This is a genomic window from Streptomyces sp. NPDC051636 (assembly GCF_044453765.1).
GTDB lineage: Bacteria > Actinomycetota > Actinomycetes > Streptomycetales > Streptomycetaceae > Streptomyces.
The window spans coordinates 125,976-140,855 of record NZ_JBITDA010000001.1; the positions used below are offsets into that span (position 1 = coordinate 125,976).

Here is a 14,880-nt window from a genome sequence, read left to right on the forward strand (position 1 = left end):
CGGGAATGGGTGCGTACCGACGTCGTGGAGACTGGCCTACAGAGACCACGGGGGGCGATAGCGATGGTGATGCCGGGAGGAAGCCAGCTGGCATTCCGGAACGAAGCGTTCTCCAGGGAGTCGCAGTCAACCCTGGAATCCCAGCAAAGCACTGAGCCGATCGAAGACGGTGGCGATCAGCTGAGCGATGGATACCTGGTACACCGCTCTCAAAGCGATATAGATCATCGGGCCACTACTCAAAGCGGTGTGTGGCTTGAGACGCAGGACGGCATGCTGATCTTTCACCCGGTATCTGCTGGGCCGCTCTCAGAGCGACCGAACAAAGATGGTGATGACCGGCATATGGTGCTGGATGCAGAAGAGAAGGCGACCCTTGAGGCGGCGAGTTGGCTGATGCCGAAACTGCCCCGTGAGCTGATCGCCCAGTACCTCAGCCTGGGGCCCTACCGTCAAAGCAAGGGCTGACGAAACCTGCCACAAATCCTACGGCGTACGCGAGACGCTTTTCCATGTCGCCTAGCTCCTGTCGCTTTCCAGGTGCTGGAGCTGTGCAATCACAGGCAAAAGTGCCTGCCGACTGGACGGCAGCAGTTCGTGACATTTCGTTGCGATTTCGCGCACGCTCTCATCCGCGGTGGCGAGAAGCAGGTCCGGCTGCCTCAGAATGTTCGCGGCGGCGGTGATTTGTTCCTCGGTAAGTTGCTGGGCAGCCTCAAGAAGTCCCATTATGTGGGGTAGCGCGCCCAAGAGGCCTGGCCGGCCGGCGAGGTCGCTAAGGATCTTCCGCTGCTCCGGGCTGAGTGCGCTGGCTCCCAAAGCGACCTCGCGCACACCTTCGTCGCCGAGGACATCAAGTGTCTGGAGTCGGGCGAGCAGCGCCTGGACGGTCTCCCGATCGGCGGCGCCTGGCCCCGCGTTCTGCAGCCTGATGTTACGGACACCTAGACGCCGTAGCTCTCGGAGGAGATCCAACTGTGCCTGGGTGTCATCCTCGAAGGCCACTTCATCATCGACGAAGTACGAGATGCGTCGGTGAAAGTAGTCAGAGAGTGCCTTCAGGTGGCGCAGCGTAACGTTCGTGCCGGGCTTGCCCGTCGCCAGCTCCCAGAGGTACGGACCCGAGATCGGGACGCCGGTCTGCTCCGAGATTTCGCGGGCCAGAGCGTTCCAGGACGGCGGCTTGCCACCCTCGGGGGCGAGTCCCTCGCGAAGGGCGGTCAGCTTCTCCGCGAGCGTGCGGGGCGCCGCGCTCTCGTCACCGCCGGTACCGGGCATCGTGGGCCCGCCCTCCTCTCTTTGTCAGGTCTCAGCTGATCTAGGAATGTACGGACAGTAGCAGCCATCTACGCACGTGAATATCACTGCGGGAGCAGGTCGCGTCAAGGCGACCTCGCACGGGTGCACGTATCCTTAGGGAGGACTAGACCAACGTCTCCATGTTAGGCCAATCGCCCAGCCAGGTTGAGGTTAGTCGTGCAGATGGGCTCTCAACGGGTGTTTACCAAATCTGTCGCCGGTTGACTGATGAGGTCGGCGACGGGCCAGTTACGGCCTCGGCCCCTGATCGGCCACAGCCGTAGGTATCACTTCATTCCTGGCGAGGCCATCTGGTGCGGGCTGGCACGTGTCGGCGACGCGAGCGTCGGCGCAGGGCACATCCTGTTACTCGCATCCAGCCACCCGAAGCGGCGTGACGGGGTACCCCGCCGCTCGTGCCGTGACCGTGTTCCTGCCAAGTGGTGGAAGAAGCGGAATACTCCGGTCGAGCCATACGCAGTGACGTCGGTCTTCGCCCAGCGTTGAGCCTGTCGTGCCGAAGATCGAATCCCTCAGCGAGGTCAGCTCCGGCTCGACCGGAGAGCCGCAGCAGTTGCCGTTCCTCTTGACGAGTCAGCAAGGTGAGGCGGCTCGCACTCTGTTGAGCTACGTGGCATCACTCGACCTGCCCGGTCCCGAGGCGCAGCTTGTCGCGGTGGTGGTGGCCATCCGAGCGGCACGCGGCGGTGTCGGTAACCTCACGGGTATGGACCTGTCGGCCTTGCGGCTGAACGACGCGCGCGGCGCCATTGACGCCCTGCGTAGCCTGGGCTGGCAGGTGAACGATGCGCTCTTCGACGGTGACCCAGCCGTGCCGGTCCCCGTCACCGTGCCCGACCTCGTCCGGGAGACGGACCACCCGCTGCCTTTCGGGAAGAACACGCGCTCGCGAGTCTCCGGATGGACCACACGGACCTTGGCCGCGAAGCCGGTCAAGAAGCTTCCTCCAGCCGCTCGGCTGGCCGCCTTGTTCCTCGCTGCCCACAGCACGTCCAAGCTCCTCGGGCAGATCCCGTCCAACCTCCCCGAAGCCTGCCGGGCCGCGTTGCCGGACCTCCTGCGAAAGAGCTTCCTCGCTGAGCTGTCCGAGGACCGTTGTCGCCTCGACCCGACTGTGCGACACCTATCGGGTATGCGCCACCCCACCGAGGACGAACGAACGGCGACGACGAACCGAAAGAGCAACGGTGCAGCGATGTCGCCGGCAGCGCGGGGCTTCGAGTTCAGCGCTGATGCCTGGCTGCACTGGAAGGCCGCAGCCACGCCCGCTCTCCGCCGGCACGTAGAGGCGGTTGAGTACTGCGCCCTGTGCGCCCTGCCTGCGGAGCGGGTCGCGGAGGCATTCATGGTTCCTGCTCGCCCGCAGTTCGTCCCCAAGAACACGAAGGCCGCCTATGGCAAGTGGAAGGAAACGCACCCAGACCGTGGTCCGCTGGCGGCCAGGTTCACTGTGGACTTCCGAGCCGAGCACGGCCACGGTCCCTCGTGCAACCAACTGTGCACGGGGCTGGGCTGGAATCTGAGGCGTCAGGTGCGCCTGTTCGTGGTACAGCGGTTGGTGGCCAATGAGTGGCTGACCAACACGGGTCCAGTGCCCTGGACGTTACGTCCGGGCCAGGCCGCTGAGGCCCAGGGCATCCTTCTACCCAGAGCGCGGGGGTCGGTGGCCGGCACCCAGCTCTGCGAATCCAGCACGATTCCATAGAGGACCGGAGCGGGCTCTCCGGGAGTGCACGTGGACGTCGAGCGGTGTCTCGGCCACAGGTACCGTCGGCCAGCCGGGCACCCAGATTCTGCTGTGGGAGGGAGGGGCCCGGCCGCGTTGGACTTCGAGGCCGGGCCGTCTGCCTGGACGTAGTCCAGAGGAGTGGATATGTCACCACAGGGTCAGCGGGATTCCTGCTTCTTCCGCGGCACGGATTCTCTCTTCGATGCGATCTTGCGATTCGCCGGCTTTGAGGCCCGCCAGGATCGCCGAAGCTATGGCTCGTGTTCGGCCGGCAGCCCCGCGTACGTCTGCGAGTGGACCATGGGGATTGTGCCGCCGTCGCGACCACTCGGCTCGGTTCTCTGCGGCTGTCCCCAGTCGCAGATGGGCGGGATTCGTGCAGCCGTGGAAGTCACAGGTGTGGCAGATGACAGGATCCTCGGCGGAGGACCATCCCGTCCGGGTGACCACGCCGTTGGCCAACTGGTAGGCGAAGAGGTGAGCTGGGACCGTGCCTCTGCGAGACGGCCCTGGGAGGCTGGCGGCGCGGAATGATCCATGGCCGGTTGAGCTGACGGCGCCTAGCCATGGCCAGCATTGACCCGCTGAGCGGACGTAGCACTTGGCCTTGAAGCGGGCGACGATGGTGTCGTCAGTCAGCCAGTTCAACCAGAGATCTGCAGGCAGTCGGATCGGTGTCGGGTGTCCCAGAAGGGACAGCTGTTCTCCTCTGGCTGCCGGGGTCTGTCGCCTTTCGCCGATGTCCGGCAGCGGGAGTTGACCGGTGTGTTCCGTCATGGTGTGTTGTTGCCGAGCTGCTTGGGATCAGGCGGGTAGCCCTTGGCCCGGAGCCATGCGTCTAGGGCCAGGGCGACGATGTCGCCGTGGGGTATCTCGGTGTCGGCATTGCAGCGGCGGATACGGCGCTGGAGCTGAAGGACATCAGGGACGGCGTAGTTCAGTTGCCCGCGCTTGGTGTGCCGGCTGTTGATGACCTTCAGGGTGTCCGGGTGAGGAGCAAGCGGATCACCTTGTGACTCAGACTGTGCTTCAAGCGCGTCGGCAACCGCACGTAGCTGGCCGGCATAGGTAGTGAGGTTGTGCACGGAGTGGCTCCCGTGGAGGCGACTAGGCGGATAGCTAGCCGCCTAGTGGACTAGTGGAATAGTCGCCGAAGGGGCGACCAGCCTTCGTGCTGGCGGGTCGCCCCGATCGACGGGCGGTTCGTCAGAACCCGCGGCGGCTCAACCACTCGTCCACTGCCACGCAGACGATGTCACCGATGGGCAGGTGGTCGAGATCGTTGTCGAGCGCGAAGCGCTTGATCCGCTTCTTGAGCTTCAGCGCCGCAGGAACCGATGCGTCGAGGCTTTCTCGCGTGATGTGGCGCTGATTGAGGACTGCGGCAGCTTCTGGGATGTCCTTCGGACGGCCCGCCCCCTGGGTCCACGGTGCACCATCATTCGATGCCGACTCTGAAGCAGCCTCGCTCTCGTACTGGGGAGCTGCTGCTCCAGCCCTCATAGGGAATGACGTTCCTTGTGCTGCCGACGCAGCCTCCCGCACGGCCACTTCGGAGGAGCCATACGCGGGTGCAGGCGGAGCGGCCGGGACAGGCTGAGGAGAGGGTTCAGGTGCCTCGGACGGCGCCTCAGCAGGAGAGGCCACAGGGGGCGCGCTCGACGTGTGGCCGGCGCCTCCATCGGCCTGTGCGGCGATCCGCATCTGCTCTGGAGCCTGCGTCGCGGACGCTTCGTGCGTTATTGCGGGCGACTCAACACGGTCGGCAGTCGGCCGCGGCGAGAGGCCACTGTCCGCTGTGGAAGGCGGCGCGAGGTCGGTGTCGGCGGGGTGGGCCTGCTCGGCATCCAGGTGCTCACGGGTCAGCTCGGCCGGCGGCGGAGGCGCGGCTGCCGTCTTCTTGGCGCCACCGAGCACGTGGCCCTTCGGGCGGGGGCGCCGAGCCGGCGGCTTCAGCTTGTCGTTGTTCTCGGTCACGCTGCGTCCAGCTCCTTCATCAGCTCGGCGTACTCGCTCAGCTCGGTCGGCACTTCGCCGAAAGCCTCCATGTAGTGCACCCAGGAATGGATCACGGTTTCCGCAAGAGGGAACGGCCCGTCACGGTCCTCGCCGAGCCCCTCGCCCTTCGGCGGGTTCAGCAGGCTCTCCTTGGCCCTACGGGGCAGGCTGGTGCGATCGTCCGCCTTGACCAGCACCACGTGGGCGGTGACGTCACGCTCGTTGCGTGCGGCGGCGCGCTCGGCCTCGTCAAAGGTGGCCACGAGCTTGCGGCGCTCGATCTTGGTGGGGGCGACCGGAACGATCAGCCGGTCCGCCTCGGTAACAGCTTCGTGGAAGATCCGGGCGCTGCCGCCGCCGGCGTCCACCACGATCGCGCCGAACTCGGCGCGCTTGGCCTGGATGTACTCGGCGATGTCATCGAACGGGTACCGCTCGACCACCAGGTTCTCCGGGACCTCGAAGCCCTCGGCCTGGGCGACCTTGAACCAGTCGTAGGCAGACTGGCTGATGGCGTCGGCGTCCAGGAGCAGCGTGCGCAGTCCGAGGACCATGGCGTAGTAGAGCGCGATGAACCAGGCCGATGTGGTCTTGCCGGCGCCACCCTTGAGCATTCCGACGACGACCACGAAGGCGTCCCAGGTGCTGGTGTTTGCTGCTGCCAGCGTCTTCTGGCGAGTGAACTCGTTCACGTGTGCTTGTACTCCTAGAATGCGAAGTTGAGGGTTTTCGCCAGGCAGCGGCACAAAGCTTTGTGTGGAGCAGCTGCCTGACGAGAGGCCCCTCCGGGTGCCTGCCGTCACGGGCAGGCACCCGGAAGTCGACGTGATCGCCGGTCTTTCGGGGGAGGACGGGCCGGATGCAGCGATCCGCGTATGTTCTGCCTTCGCTTGCCGCGCTGAGCGAGGCGATCGTGCGTCCGCGTCAGGTTGTTCACGGGACGGGCCTGTGCTGACTCTGACCAGCAGAACCGTGGGACCGCATCCGCGTCTTGGCCTGGTGCAGGAGCCGGTAGACCGTTGCGGTGGAAAGGTTGTGCTCCGCAGCGAGAGCCGATACCGCAGCACCGTTTTCGTACTTCGTCCGAAGTGCCGCCATCAGCTTCTGCCGCTCGGCGGCACTGGCGGCGGAACGAATGCGCAGCGTCTCCTGCGCAGTGCGCGGTTTGCCGCCGGCCTCGATTAGCAGCTGACGGGCGGCCCGCTTGGTCTTGGCCCCGGCGGCAGCCAGTTCCGCCAGAGTGGCGCCGTGCTGCTCGTACAGTCGACGCAGGTGAGCTGCCAGGCGGCGACGAGCCGGAGCTTCTCGCATCCGGCGCGTCTCCCACGAAGTGCGCATCATCGTCCCGGCGCTGCGGAGCCGATTGATGACCGTGCCGTGTGAAAGGCCGCTGATCACCACGAGTTCCTGGACGGTGGATCCGGCCTCGTAGCACTTCCGCAAAGCCTCGGGAGTGGTGGGCACTTCGTGGTCGCCCCGTACTGGGCGCTGATCCGTCATGCGGCGAACTCCCATTCTCTGAGTGCGTTGGTGTAGGCGGCGGCAAGCTCGTCATATGAGCGCTCGTCGCGCGGAGTGATGAGGATCAAGCGGCCGTCCGTGGCGATCCGCCACTCGGGGTCCGCCACTCCTGTGGCTGGGTTGGTCACGGCTCCGTGCGGCCCGTACCACTCAGCGGAGATCTCGTCTGGTCGTACGGCAGGAACCAGCACCGAACGGCCATCACGGACCACCACCAGGGCCTTGGCCCGATGCTCCGCCAGGCCCTCCAGCGCCTTGCGGTACGCCGCCCTTTCAGCAGCGTGGAGAGCCTTGCGGCTGGCGGAGGTCCCTGTCGTTCCGTACTGGTCGGCGATCCGGTCCCAACCGTGTGCAGGCGTCACTTGGAGGTCGGTAACAGCGTCCGGGTGGCTGTTACCGAAGCCTTCCAGGGCCCTCGGGGCCAAGGACCAGGTCTCGCCGGTGTGGTGGACCAAGCCATGGCTCAGGAGCCGGTTCAGGGTTCGATAGGCGGTCGCTCGCGACACGGAGGCTGTGACGACGAGTTCGCTGACGGTCTGGTGGGGACGTGCATGCAGAGCACCGATGACCACGAGAGCGGAGCTGCCCAGAGCGTGGTGCGTGAAGGCGTCGTGTCCCATGAGGCTGCCGATGACGGAGGAATCGACGTCTGCACACAGTCCCGTCTCAGGGGTGTTCCACTCCTCAAGTGCCGGGTCGGGGGGGAACTGAGTGGTACAAGAACGAGACTGCGATGGCTGAATGGCAGCACCAGGCCCGTCGCCGAGGTACCAGGTCGAGCCTTCCCGGCCTCGTCCGACCTTCAGCCGGCGCAGCCACCCTCCAGGCTTGAGAACGGTTTCGTAGGCCTTCCGCAGGGTCTGCCGCGACACTCCGGCCTCTTCAGCTGTCTGACGTTCGCTGGCCGCGTGCAGGCGGCCACCGGCGATCTCCGCGAAGTTCAGGTGGGCACGAAGCACACGCAGCGCGGTCCTGCCTCGTTCGCCGCGCCATGGGGTGGTCTCGATACGGGCCCGCAGGGCCGCGAGGTCCTCGTAGGACTGCTCGCGTGACTCGACCCGTGCCGTGCTACTGACCGCTGCGCAGGCGCTGTCCCAGACCCGACGGATGTACGACAGGGCGCGAGCCTGGCCCGAGCGCTGCGCTATGTACTGCGGATGCCTCCCGCCCTCGTGGTCCGGGTGCATGAGGAGTTGTGTGAGCTGATCAAGAGTTCCTCCACAACGTGCGACATGGCAGGCGATGGCGGCGGTGACACGGTGCCCGTGCTCGGACACGCCCTGGCGGTCACCACGGCGTACGACCTCTCCGTCACGGCCGAGCTTGCTGTAGCTGCCGGCGGCGTAGCGGCCAGTGAGGTCTCCGAGGAGGACCAGGTCGGCGGCGGCCGGAGGGAGGTGGGCAAGCCCCAGGGGCGTGGTGTGACCGCCTCTGACTGCCTCTGGATGGGGTTTTCCTGGACGCGAAGCCTTCAGTGGGTGCTGCGAACGGGGTACGTCGTATGGCATTCTGGGGTCGTCTCGCGAAAGACATGGACGCCACCGGGGCCCGCTAAAACCACGGGTGGTGTCCGGAACCGACCTCCAATCGGTGCCAGCGAAGAGCCTCCAGGATGGCCGTCCTGGAGGCTTTCGTGTGCCTGGCTCCGGTGGAGGCAGGCATCCCCATCGCGGCTCGACCGGGGAGACCGTGAAGGAGTCGGAGTCGTCGGCCTGTCCGACTCCGGACTCCCGGGCCGCTCAGGCGGCAGGAGCAGAGGGGTTGCCTCTGGCTGCCTCTGAGCGACCCGGGTCGATCCGGGGTCGAATCAGAGCGATTTCCTCTGACTGCCTCCGATCGCCTCTGCAACCCGTCCTAGCAGGTCACAGCCGGTTCGCCCCACAAAGCCGCAGGTCAGAAGGATGCTTCTGGAGAACCCGGCGTACAGCCCGACTCGTCTGCCCCTCAGAGCTTCTGACCAGTAGAAACGCAGGGCAGAGGCTTTTTTCCATGTATGGGCGGGTCTCGCTGGACCCTGGTCCGCACCGGTTCAAACGGGACCGTGCGACTACGCACGTAGCCACGAAGGTAGCCATGCCTCGGGCGTCGGCGAGTCGGGGAGCCCCGGCAGGTGCTTGCCTGGCCCGGGGCCTTTTGCGGCGGAGCGAGCGGCGTGCTCACTCTTTATGGCTACGCCTGTGTTTCTCCAGGTTCTGGGTGGCGATCCTGGCGAATCGGTCCGCTTCTGCTCGTCCAGCCACGCTTCGATACCGCCAGGCTTTTGGGCCGGAGCGTCAAACGGGATGACTGGGACAGGCGGAAGGCTGGCCAATGTTGCGGCCAGCTCGGGATTCGGCAACGCGGCCGCAGAAGGCTCAAGCGCCTCGATTCTGGCCAGAATGCGGTGTAGCTCCCCAGCCATGAGCTTCAGGTCCAGCCCGGCCCCGTCCACCGCAATCGTCCCCGCCTGCGCATCGACAAGCCGCATGGGAGGCGCAGGGAACTCCGTTACAGCGCCAGCCTGCACATCCTCAAGTGTTGGGCGGGGAAAGGTGAACGATCCATTCGTCCAGACGCTCATCAAAGTGTTCGCTACCGTTTCGAACCTCCCGAGCCGCCAAAGGAGACTCGTCCTCCACGGCAGTGCATCTCGCAGATATGCGCCCCGGGCCTTCCGCCACCGCAAGCCTTCGTCGGTCTGCCCCTTGCCTTTCTTCTCAACGGGCCACAGCATCCTGGAAACCTTGCCGGTGAAGCTGAGGAGGTCCTCGAAGCAGATCCAAGCGGTCGGCGGTACGGGAGCACTTCGGGCGAGCTCGACCAGGGCTTCCAGAGCTGCCAGTGCATAGCGGGCATCGCGTGCCAGCCAGGTCAGGTAGACCCTCTGCGCCCAGAGGTCCTGAGATATGTCGTCGCTCACGGGCGTCATTGTGGCGTTCGTCCACTACTAGGCGGAAGCAATTTTCAGATGCGTTTGGCTCGGGTCGGCTGTCGGTGAGGTGGGAAAGACCCCTGGTCACGTGTTTCTCCTGGCCAGGGATCTTTCTGGATTGCGGATGACGCTCGTTGCCGGGACTATCGCGGGGCCTGGGGCTTCCGGTGCCTGCCGGTTCCGGGACCGAGCTTCGGCGCCGACCCCGAGGCTGGGGCGACCTTGTTATCGGGGTACAGGATGCGCTGTGCCTCGGCGAGGTTCACCGCGAAGCCGTAGAACTCCCAGATGTGCCCGTTCCATCGCTCGATCACGCGGGGTGCGTCAGGATTCAGATGCGCCCCCTGCAGGCCTTTGCCAGGGACGAGAGGGGCCGCGCGGAGCTGTCCCATCTTCATGTCACGGCGCTTGACCCATTCGGAGAGTGGTTCGTCGTCCATCGTGCTTCCTACGGGCTGGGGGGGGGAGCTCCCTCGGAGGGTAGCGGTTCAGGTGAGCCGGTGTTCCAAGCGCAGCGACGGGCAGTCGTCGATCCAGTACACGTGGGACTGGTCGGTGACGCGGAGTCGCACCGCATTGATATCCGGAGCCCCGGCGTTCTGCCAGGCGACAAGGGAGCGTTCGATGTCGTCCCACAGAGCCACGGGGCCGCCCTGGCGGACGGTCCAACTCTTGCCGTCGGAGATGAACTCGACGAACGATTCCCGCTCCGGATCGAACAGGTACCGCAAGGGCGAGCCGTCGCTGCGGGTGGCGCGGACGAACTGCGCACCGGGTGCGGCGAGCTGCGCGAGGAACGCGGGCATCCACTCCTCCAGGACGAGGGGAGACACCAGCGCGGGCCGCTTACTGTCCGCGTAGGCGGTGCGGGCAGAGAGGTCGCCGGCCAAGGGCGTCACTGTCTGGGACCGCGCCTGCATGAAGGAGGAGCGTCCGATGATCGCGCCCTCGGCGGTGCCGTTATCGCCAACGGTGACCTTTGCGAGACCGGTTCCCCAGGGCCAGGAGCCGACCGTGCTGAGGACGATGCCACCGGGCTTCGTCTGCCGGACCCATGTGTACGGGATGCGACGCACCGCGCAGGTGGCGATGACCCGGTCGTACGGTGCCCGGTGCGGATGGCCGAGAAGCCCGTCGCCCGTCACTGTCCACGTCGAGTAGCCGACGGATTCCAGGGCGGCATCGGCGCGTGCCGCCACCTGCGGGTCGACCTCGACCGTGGTGACGTTGTGCTCGCCGAGGTAGTGGCACATCAGGGCCGTGGAGTAGCCGGTGCCCGTGCCGATCTCCAGGACGCGGTGTCCCGCCGTGAGGTCCAGGGCCTCGATCATGCCGATGACGGTGGTCGGGTCGGTCGAAGACGACGTGGGCACACCCACGACGGGTTCGCGGGCCTGGTCGGCGGTGAGGTGGCCGTCGAGCTGGGTGGTGAGGGTGTCGATACTATACGCGATCTTCAGCCACTCGTCCGGGGCGGCGCCGAGGGCGGTGACGGGCCGCCAGACCCGCCCCTCGTCGAGAAAGACTCCAGGATGGAGGAACCGCTCGCGGGGGATGGTCTCGACGGCCCCGCGCAGCCAGGGGGACTTCAGGATGCCCTTGTTCGCGAGCACGGCCGCCATGCGGCGCCGCTCGGATGCCGGGTCGGTCATCGGCGGTCTCCTTGCACGAGTAGGTCGGCGAAGGCGGCGGACATCGGGAGGCCGGTCTCCTTCTCCAGCCACCCCCACTGCCCGTTGGGGTTCAGCTCCAGCCACCAGTAGACCCCCGCCCGGTCCACCGCGAGGTCGAAGCTCCCCGATACCAGCTCCAGGCCGTCCAGGTAGGCGTGCAGTGCCTTGTCCACGCTGTCGGGGAGGTGTTCGACGGTGTACGTCAGGACGCTGTAGTCCTTGCGCCAGTCCAGCAGTTCGGAGTCAATACGTACGGCGAAGGTGTGCCGGCCCACGATCAGGACGCGGAGGTCGGCGACCTTGTCCACGCGGGCCTGGAACAGGTGCGGGGTGATGCGAACGCTGTCGTCGATCTCGTCGGCGGTGACGGGGTCGGCCCAACCGGTCACCGGCATGCCGTCGCGCGTGTACGGGGTCCACCGCAGCGTCTTGAAGATCGCGTGTCCCTGAGTGCGGATGAACTCGCGTGCTTCGATGGGGTCGTTGGTGACGAGGGTGGGCGGGACGGTGAAGCCGAGCTGCTGGGCGAGGGCGAGCTGAGCAGGTTTGTAGTCGGCTGCGGCGATGCGTAACGGGTGGTTGACCCAGAGCGGGCCGTCCAAGGCGTAGAGCGTGCCCCCGAGCCCGTAGCGGACCTGCGCCGCCGCGAAACGGGAGTCGTCCGGGGACAGGTGGGGGAACGACGGCCACTCCGGGCGGCGCCAGTACACCGATCGGACGCGGGTCAGGTCGGCGGTTCTCGACGGGGTGCGCACCTGCCCGACCACAGGGGCCGGGCAGGTGCCGAACCGAGCCGAGACCGTGAGGCCCTCGCCGATGTCGGCGAGGTTGAACCGGACCACCGGCACATCGCGCCGGTTGAGCTCGGTGATCACCATGTCGGCGGTGATGTCGTCCGCCTCGGTGGCCACCAGAACCGGCCTCTCCTCGGTCATGGTCATCAGTCCTGGCTGCTGTCCTGATCGTGACCCTGATCGTTCTTGGAGTCCGAGTTCGTCGTCGTGGAGGTCTCGGTTCCGGAGCTGGTGCCGTGCTTGCCCATCTCGACCACCTGGTCGGCGCGGTCGCGGAACACCCCGAGTTGCGTCGTGGGGTCGATGGCGACCGTGGCGTGGGGCCGGCGGATGGTCGTCGGGTAGGGCGCGAGTCGGCTCACACCCCACGGCCGCGTGGGGGCGGGGAGTGCGACGGAGGCGGTCATGGGACTCCTTGGGTTGAAAGTGGAGTGGTGCAGGAAGCCGCTCACCCAGACGCGGGACGTCCCCGCAGGCAAGGGCCTGATAGGGGTGAGCGGGGCTTGAACGTTTGCCCCTACGGGGGCAGAGCTGGCTGTTCTCCTCCTGGCCCTCCCTGAGCTGGGGGTGGGGGAGGGATCCGGCACTGCTCTGCGTCCGCGCTGGTACGGTGCGGACGGCGATCCGTGGACACCGCCTCAGAGGCGAGCCGCCTGGATGTTGTCGGCCGCGGTCGTCCACTCGACGCCACTCTCGGGCCGGATGTGCGCGACCCGGACAGTGCCGTGGCTGTGGAGCTCGTGCGTGACGGCGACGAGAACGCCCTCCCCACGCGAGGCGACGTCGCGGACGTTCATGTTCAGGAGCGGGTGCTGCTCGTAGCCGTCGGGCCCGACCGGGTTCACGTCTCCGTCTCCTGACGCGTCTCGCTGCGGTGCATGAACTTCTCCCACCCGCTGGCCGCCCGTACCCGCAGAGCCCGGCTCGGCGCACCCGGTTGGGGCTCCGGCGGCGTGTACGTACGGCCGCTGGCGCCAGGGTTCCTGCGGGGCAGTTCGGAGGTTGTCACGCGGTCGCTCCTCTCTGTTGGGGCAGCAGCTGGCCGCAGCCTGGACGGGACGGGGCGCGCGGCCCGCTGCCTCAGGGGAGCCGCCCGGAGGGTCCTTCAACCTCCGAGCGGCGTGTGACCAGTGAACGACGATCCGTTACCGTCTCCCAGAGCGGACCCCGCGCATTGCCCAGGCGTTTTCCGGGCATCGGGTGTTGCGAGTGGGGAAGGTGCTCTTCGTGAGGGGAGTCCAATGGCTTTAAGGCGTAGGCGCTTTGCCGAGCGGCGGGTGGCAAGGGGTTACTCTCAGGAGGAATTCGCAGAGGCGCTTAGGGTGGCCGCGTCCACCGTGGTCCGTTGGGAAAGTGGCCGGGCCACCCCACAACCGCACCAACGGCCCAAGATCGCCAGCCTGTTAGGAGCCACCCTCTCCGAGCTGGAAGGGCTTCTCTTCGAAGAACAGCCGGCCGAAACCGCCGTGCTTCCTGACACCCCACCCCTCCTCCACGGTGATGATGACGATATGAAGCGCCGCAATGTCCTGGGCCTGCTCGCCGTCACGGGCGCGCTGGTCACCCTGCCCGGTTCGGACGAGGCCCCCCGAGGACACACAGTGGCGGCGCTCCTGGAGACAGGGGAGGAGCTGCACCGCAGCCTGTGGCAGGTCTTCACCCTCTCGGACTCAAAGCCGACCGTCTTCCCGGCGGTCCGCAAGCAGCTCGACGTCCTGACGAAGGGCCTGGCCGAGGCGCGTACCGCAGCGGACCGGGCCCGGCTGTGCACGATGACGGCCGACCTCTACCAGCTCGCCGGCGAACTCTTCTTCGACGCCAACCGGTACACCGACGCCGCTCAGTGCTACACGCTGGCTGCCAACGCTGCCCATGTTGGTGGTGACCACGACCTCTGGGCCTGTGCCATGACCCGCCACGCCTACGTCGAGCTGTACGCGCGCCGCGCGCCCGCTGCCCAGCCCCTGCTGGCGGTGGCCTCCCGGATCGCCCGGCGGGGCGACAGCGCACTGTCCACCCGCCACTGGGTCGCCGCCGTCCAGGCCCAGGTGTGCGCGGCCATGGGCGACATCGACGGCTGCGCCCGGGCCCTCGACGAAGCCGAGAAGGTGCATTCCCTCGACGGCCACTCCCACAACGGCGGCTGGCTCCGCTTCGACGGTTCCCGCCTCCCCGAGGAACGAGGGGTCTGCTACCTCCAGCTCGGTCGTCCCGACCTCGCGGAAGATGCCCTCACCGCAGCCCTCGCCCAACCGCTGTCCCTGCGCCGTCGCGCCGCCGTACTGAGCGACCTTGCCGTCCTCGGGGCCCATCGGGGTGACGTCGATCAGGTCGTGCAGTACGCGGAGGCAGTGCTTGGCCTGGCCGACCGGTCGAACTCGGGATTCATCGGCAAGAAGCTGGACGGACTTCGAGGGCGTCTTGCCCCGCTCATGTCCGATGGTCGAGTCTCGGATCTGGATCACCGAATCGCGGCGCTTTCGCGCACCGCATGACGAGAGGGACACGTGCATGAGTGACGGTCGGATCTTCCGCGAGGCGTGGATCGCCGGTGTGAACAAGCACTACCCCGGTGAGCCGAAGCCCGGCTACGTCACTCCGTGGGACGAGACGCCCGAGTGGGAGCGCGATGCTGCCGCCGCCGTATACGGACAGGTGCGCGACCTCATCAGGATCAGCGAAGGGCACGCCACACGGCTCACCCGCGAGCAGAAGGGCCGCTTCGTCGCGATCTGCTGGACTGCCCAGATGTTCAAGCACTTCAAGGACCCGAAGCCCGGATACGTCGCCGACTGGGCCGACTTGCCGACCTGGCAGCAGGAGACGGACTCGGACATCTTCGAGCACATCGAGCAGACCGTCTGAACCCTGAAACGACGAAGCCCCCGTCCGGGCAGCTCCGGGGCGGGGGCGTCTCCTCACGTAGCCATCAAG

At 66.7% G+C, this 14,880-nt stretch carries 17 protein-coding genes and 1 pseudogene; 5 read left to right on the plus strand and 13 right to left on the minus strand.

Translation table 11 applies throughout. The features are described from left to right. Positions 1-63: 63 nt before the first annotated feature. The gene (locus tag ACIBBH_RS00565) at positions 64-468 is read left to right on the plus strand and encodes a hypothetical protein (protein ID WP_399400432.1); all 405 of its coding nucleotides are present in this window, start codon (positions 64-66) and stop codon (positions 466-468) included. Between the two features lie 51 nt (positions 469-519). Here ACIBBH_RS00565 and ACIBBH_RS00570 read toward each other — a convergent pair whose 3' ends face one another. Continuing rightward, a complete protein-coding gene (locus ACIBBH_RS00570; RefSeq protein ID WP_399400434.1) occupies positions 520-1,278 on the minus strand; it encodes a hypothetical protein in 759 nt (252 codons plus the stop codon). A 535-nt stretch (positions 1,279-1,813) separates the two neighbouring features. On the opposite strand from ACIBBH_RS00570, the gene ACIBBH_RS00575 reads away from it, so the two are divergent. Next, complete coding sequence (locus ACIBBH_RS00575) at positions 1,814-3,025, plus strand: hypothetical protein (protein ID WP_399400436.1); 1,212 nt, start codon at positions 1,814-1,816, stop codon at positions 3,023-3,025. 797 nt (positions 3,026-3,822) lie between these two features. Here the strand turns inward: ACIBBH_RS00575 and ACIBBH_RS00580 are convergent. The 12 genes from ACIBBH_RS00580 to ACIBBH_RS00635 form a co-directional block, all read right to left on the minus strand. Next, positions 3,823-4,134 (minus strand): hypothetical protein, encoded by a 312-nt coding sequence (locus ACIBBH_RS00580; RefSeq protein ID WP_399400438.1) that lies wholly within the window; start codon positions 4,132-4,134, stop codon positions 3,823-3,825. A gap of 121 nt (positions 4,135-4,255) precedes the next feature. Further along, on the minus strand, positions 4,256-5,026 hold the full coding sequence (locus ACIBBH_RS00585; protein WP_399400439.1) for a hypothetical protein: 771 nt from the start codon (positions 5,024-5,026) through the stop codon (positions 4,256-4,258). Then, entirely contained in the window at positions 5,023-5,739 is a 717-nt protein-coding gene (locus ACIBBH_RS00590; RefSeq protein ID WP_399400441.1) for a ParA family protein, read from the minus strand. The genes ACIBBH_RS00585 and ACIBBH_RS00590 overlap by 4 nt, the downstream gene beginning before the upstream one ends. A gap of 241 nt (positions 5,740-5,980) precedes the next feature. Next, positions 5,981-6,547: a helix-turn-helix domain-containing protein gene (locus ACIBBH_RS00595; RefSeq protein ID WP_399400443.1), complete on the minus strand. Its 567-nt coding sequence runs from the start codon at positions 6,545-6,547 to the stop codon at positions 5,981-5,983. Next, entirely contained in the window at positions 6,544-7,755 is a 1,212-nt protein-coding gene (locus ACIBBH_RS00600; RefSeq protein ID WP_399400445.1) for a hypothetical protein, read from the minus strand. The genes ACIBBH_RS00595 and ACIBBH_RS00600 overlap by 4 nt, the downstream gene beginning before the upstream one ends. An 860-nt stretch (positions 7,756-8,615) precedes the next feature. Then, positions 8,616-9,467 carry a hypothetical protein gene (locus ACIBBH_RS00605; RefSeq protein WP_399400447.1) on the minus strand — a complete coding sequence of 284 codons (852 nt, stop codon included), beginning with the start codon at positions 9,465-9,467 and terminating at the stop codon, positions 8,616-8,618. Positions 9,468-9,622: 155 nt separating this feature from the next. After that, positions 9,623-9,919: a DUF6087 family protein gene (locus ACIBBH_RS00610; protein WP_399400449.1), complete on the minus strand. Its 297-nt coding sequence runs from the start codon at positions 9,917-9,919 to the stop codon at positions 9,623-9,625. A 48-nt stretch (positions 9,920-9,967) separates the two neighbouring features. Beyond that, positions 9,968-11,131, minus strand: a complete 1,164-nt coding sequence (gene tgmC, locus ACIBBH_RS00615) for an ATP-grasp peptide maturase system methyltransferase (protein WP_399400451.1) — start codon at positions 11,129-11,131, stop codon at positions 9,968-9,970. Then, a complete protein-coding gene (gene tgmB, locus ACIBBH_RS00620; RefSeq protein WP_399400453.1) occupies positions 11,128-12,087 on the minus strand; it encodes an ATP-grasp ribosomal peptide maturase in 960 nt (319 codons plus the stop codon). The genes tgmC and tgmB overlap by 4 nt, the downstream gene beginning before the upstream one ends. 5 nt (positions 12,088-12,092) lie before the next feature. Beyond that, positions 12,093-12,353, minus strand: a complete 261-nt coding sequence (tgmA, locus tag ACIBBH_RS00625; protein WP_399400455.1) for a putative ATP-grasp-modified RiPP — start codon at positions 12,351-12,353, stop codon at positions 12,093-12,095. A 231-nt stretch (positions 12,354-12,584) separates the two neighbouring features. Further along, positions 12,585-12,791 carry a hypothetical protein gene (locus ACIBBH_RS00630; RefSeq protein ID WP_399400457.1) on the minus strand — a complete coding sequence of 69 codons (207 nt, stop codon included), beginning with the start codon at positions 12,789-12,791 and terminating at the stop codon, positions 12,585-12,587. Then, positions 12,788-12,955, minus strand: a complete 168-nt coding sequence (locus tag ACIBBH_RS00635) for a hypothetical protein (RefSeq protein ID WP_399400459.1) — start codon at positions 12,953-12,955, stop codon at positions 12,788-12,790. The genes ACIBBH_RS00630 and ACIBBH_RS00635 overlap by 4 nt, the downstream gene beginning before the upstream one ends. A 232-nt stretch (positions 12,956-13,187) precedes the next feature. Between ACIBBH_RS00635 and ACIBBH_RS00640 the strand changes: the two are divergent. The 3 genes and pseudogenes from ACIBBH_RS00640 to ACIBBH_RS00650 all read left to right on the plus strand — a co-directional run. Then, positions 13,188-13,364: pseudogene (locus tag ACIBBH_RS00640) on the plus strand (multiprotein-bridging factor 1 family protein); the annotation flags it as partial. Between the two features lie 93 nt (positions 13,365-13,457). Then, positions 13,458-14,441 (plus strand): hypothetical protein, encoded by a 984-nt coding sequence (locus tag ACIBBH_RS00645; protein WP_399401446.1) that lies wholly within the window; start codon positions 13,458-13,460, stop codon positions 14,439-14,441. A 16-nt stretch (positions 14,442-14,457) separates the two neighbouring features. Then, on the plus strand, positions 14,458-14,811 hold the full coding sequence (locus ACIBBH_RS00650; RefSeq protein WP_399400461.1) for a hypothetical protein: 354 nt from the start codon (positions 14,458-14,460) through the stop codon (positions 14,809-14,811). Positions 14,812-14,880: the final 69 nt, after the last annotated feature.

Bases quoted from the DNA above. Each gene is read 5' to 3' on its own strand.
- tgmC (WP_399400451.1), bottom strand. From the start codon at position 11,131: ATGACCGACCCGGCATCCGAGCGGCGCCGCATGGCGGCCGTGCTCGCG.
- ACIBBH_RS00610 (WP_399400449.1), bottom strand. From the start codon at position 9,919: ATGGACGACGAACCACTCTCCGAATGGGTCAAGCGCCGTGACATGAAG.
- tgmA (WP_399400455.1), bottom strand. From the start codon at position 12,353: ATGACCGCCTCCGTCGCACTCCCCGCCCCCACGCGGCCGTGGGGTGTG.
- ACIBBH_RS00570 (WP_399400434.1), bottom strand. From the start codon at position 1,278: ATGCCCGGTACCGGCGGTGACGAGAGCGCGGCGCCCCGCACGCTCGCG.
- ACIBBH_RS00565 (WP_399400432.1), top strand. From the start codon at position 64: ATGGTGATGCCGGGAGGAAGCCAGCTGGCATTCCGGAACGAAGCGTTC.
- ACIBBH_RS00645 (WP_399401446.1), top strand. From the start codon at position 13,458: ATGAAGCGCCGCAATGTCCTGGGCCTGCTCGCCGTCACGGGCGCGCTG.
- tgmB (WP_399400453.1), bottom strand. From the start codon at position 12,087: ATGACCGAGGAGAGGCCGGTTCTGGTGGCCACCGAGGCGGACGACATC.
- ACIBBH_RS00650 (WP_399400461.1), top strand. From the start codon at position 14,458: ATGAGTGACGGTCGGATCTTCCGCGAGGCGTGGATCGCCGGTGTGAAC.
- ACIBBH_RS00600 (WP_399400445.1), bottom strand. From the start codon at position 7,755: ATGCACCCGGACCACGAGGGCGGGAGGCATCCGCAGTACATAGCGCAG.
- ACIBBH_RS00595 (WP_399400443.1), bottom strand. From the start codon at position 6,547: ATGACGGATCAGCGCCCAGTACGGGGCGACCACGAAGTGCCCACCACT.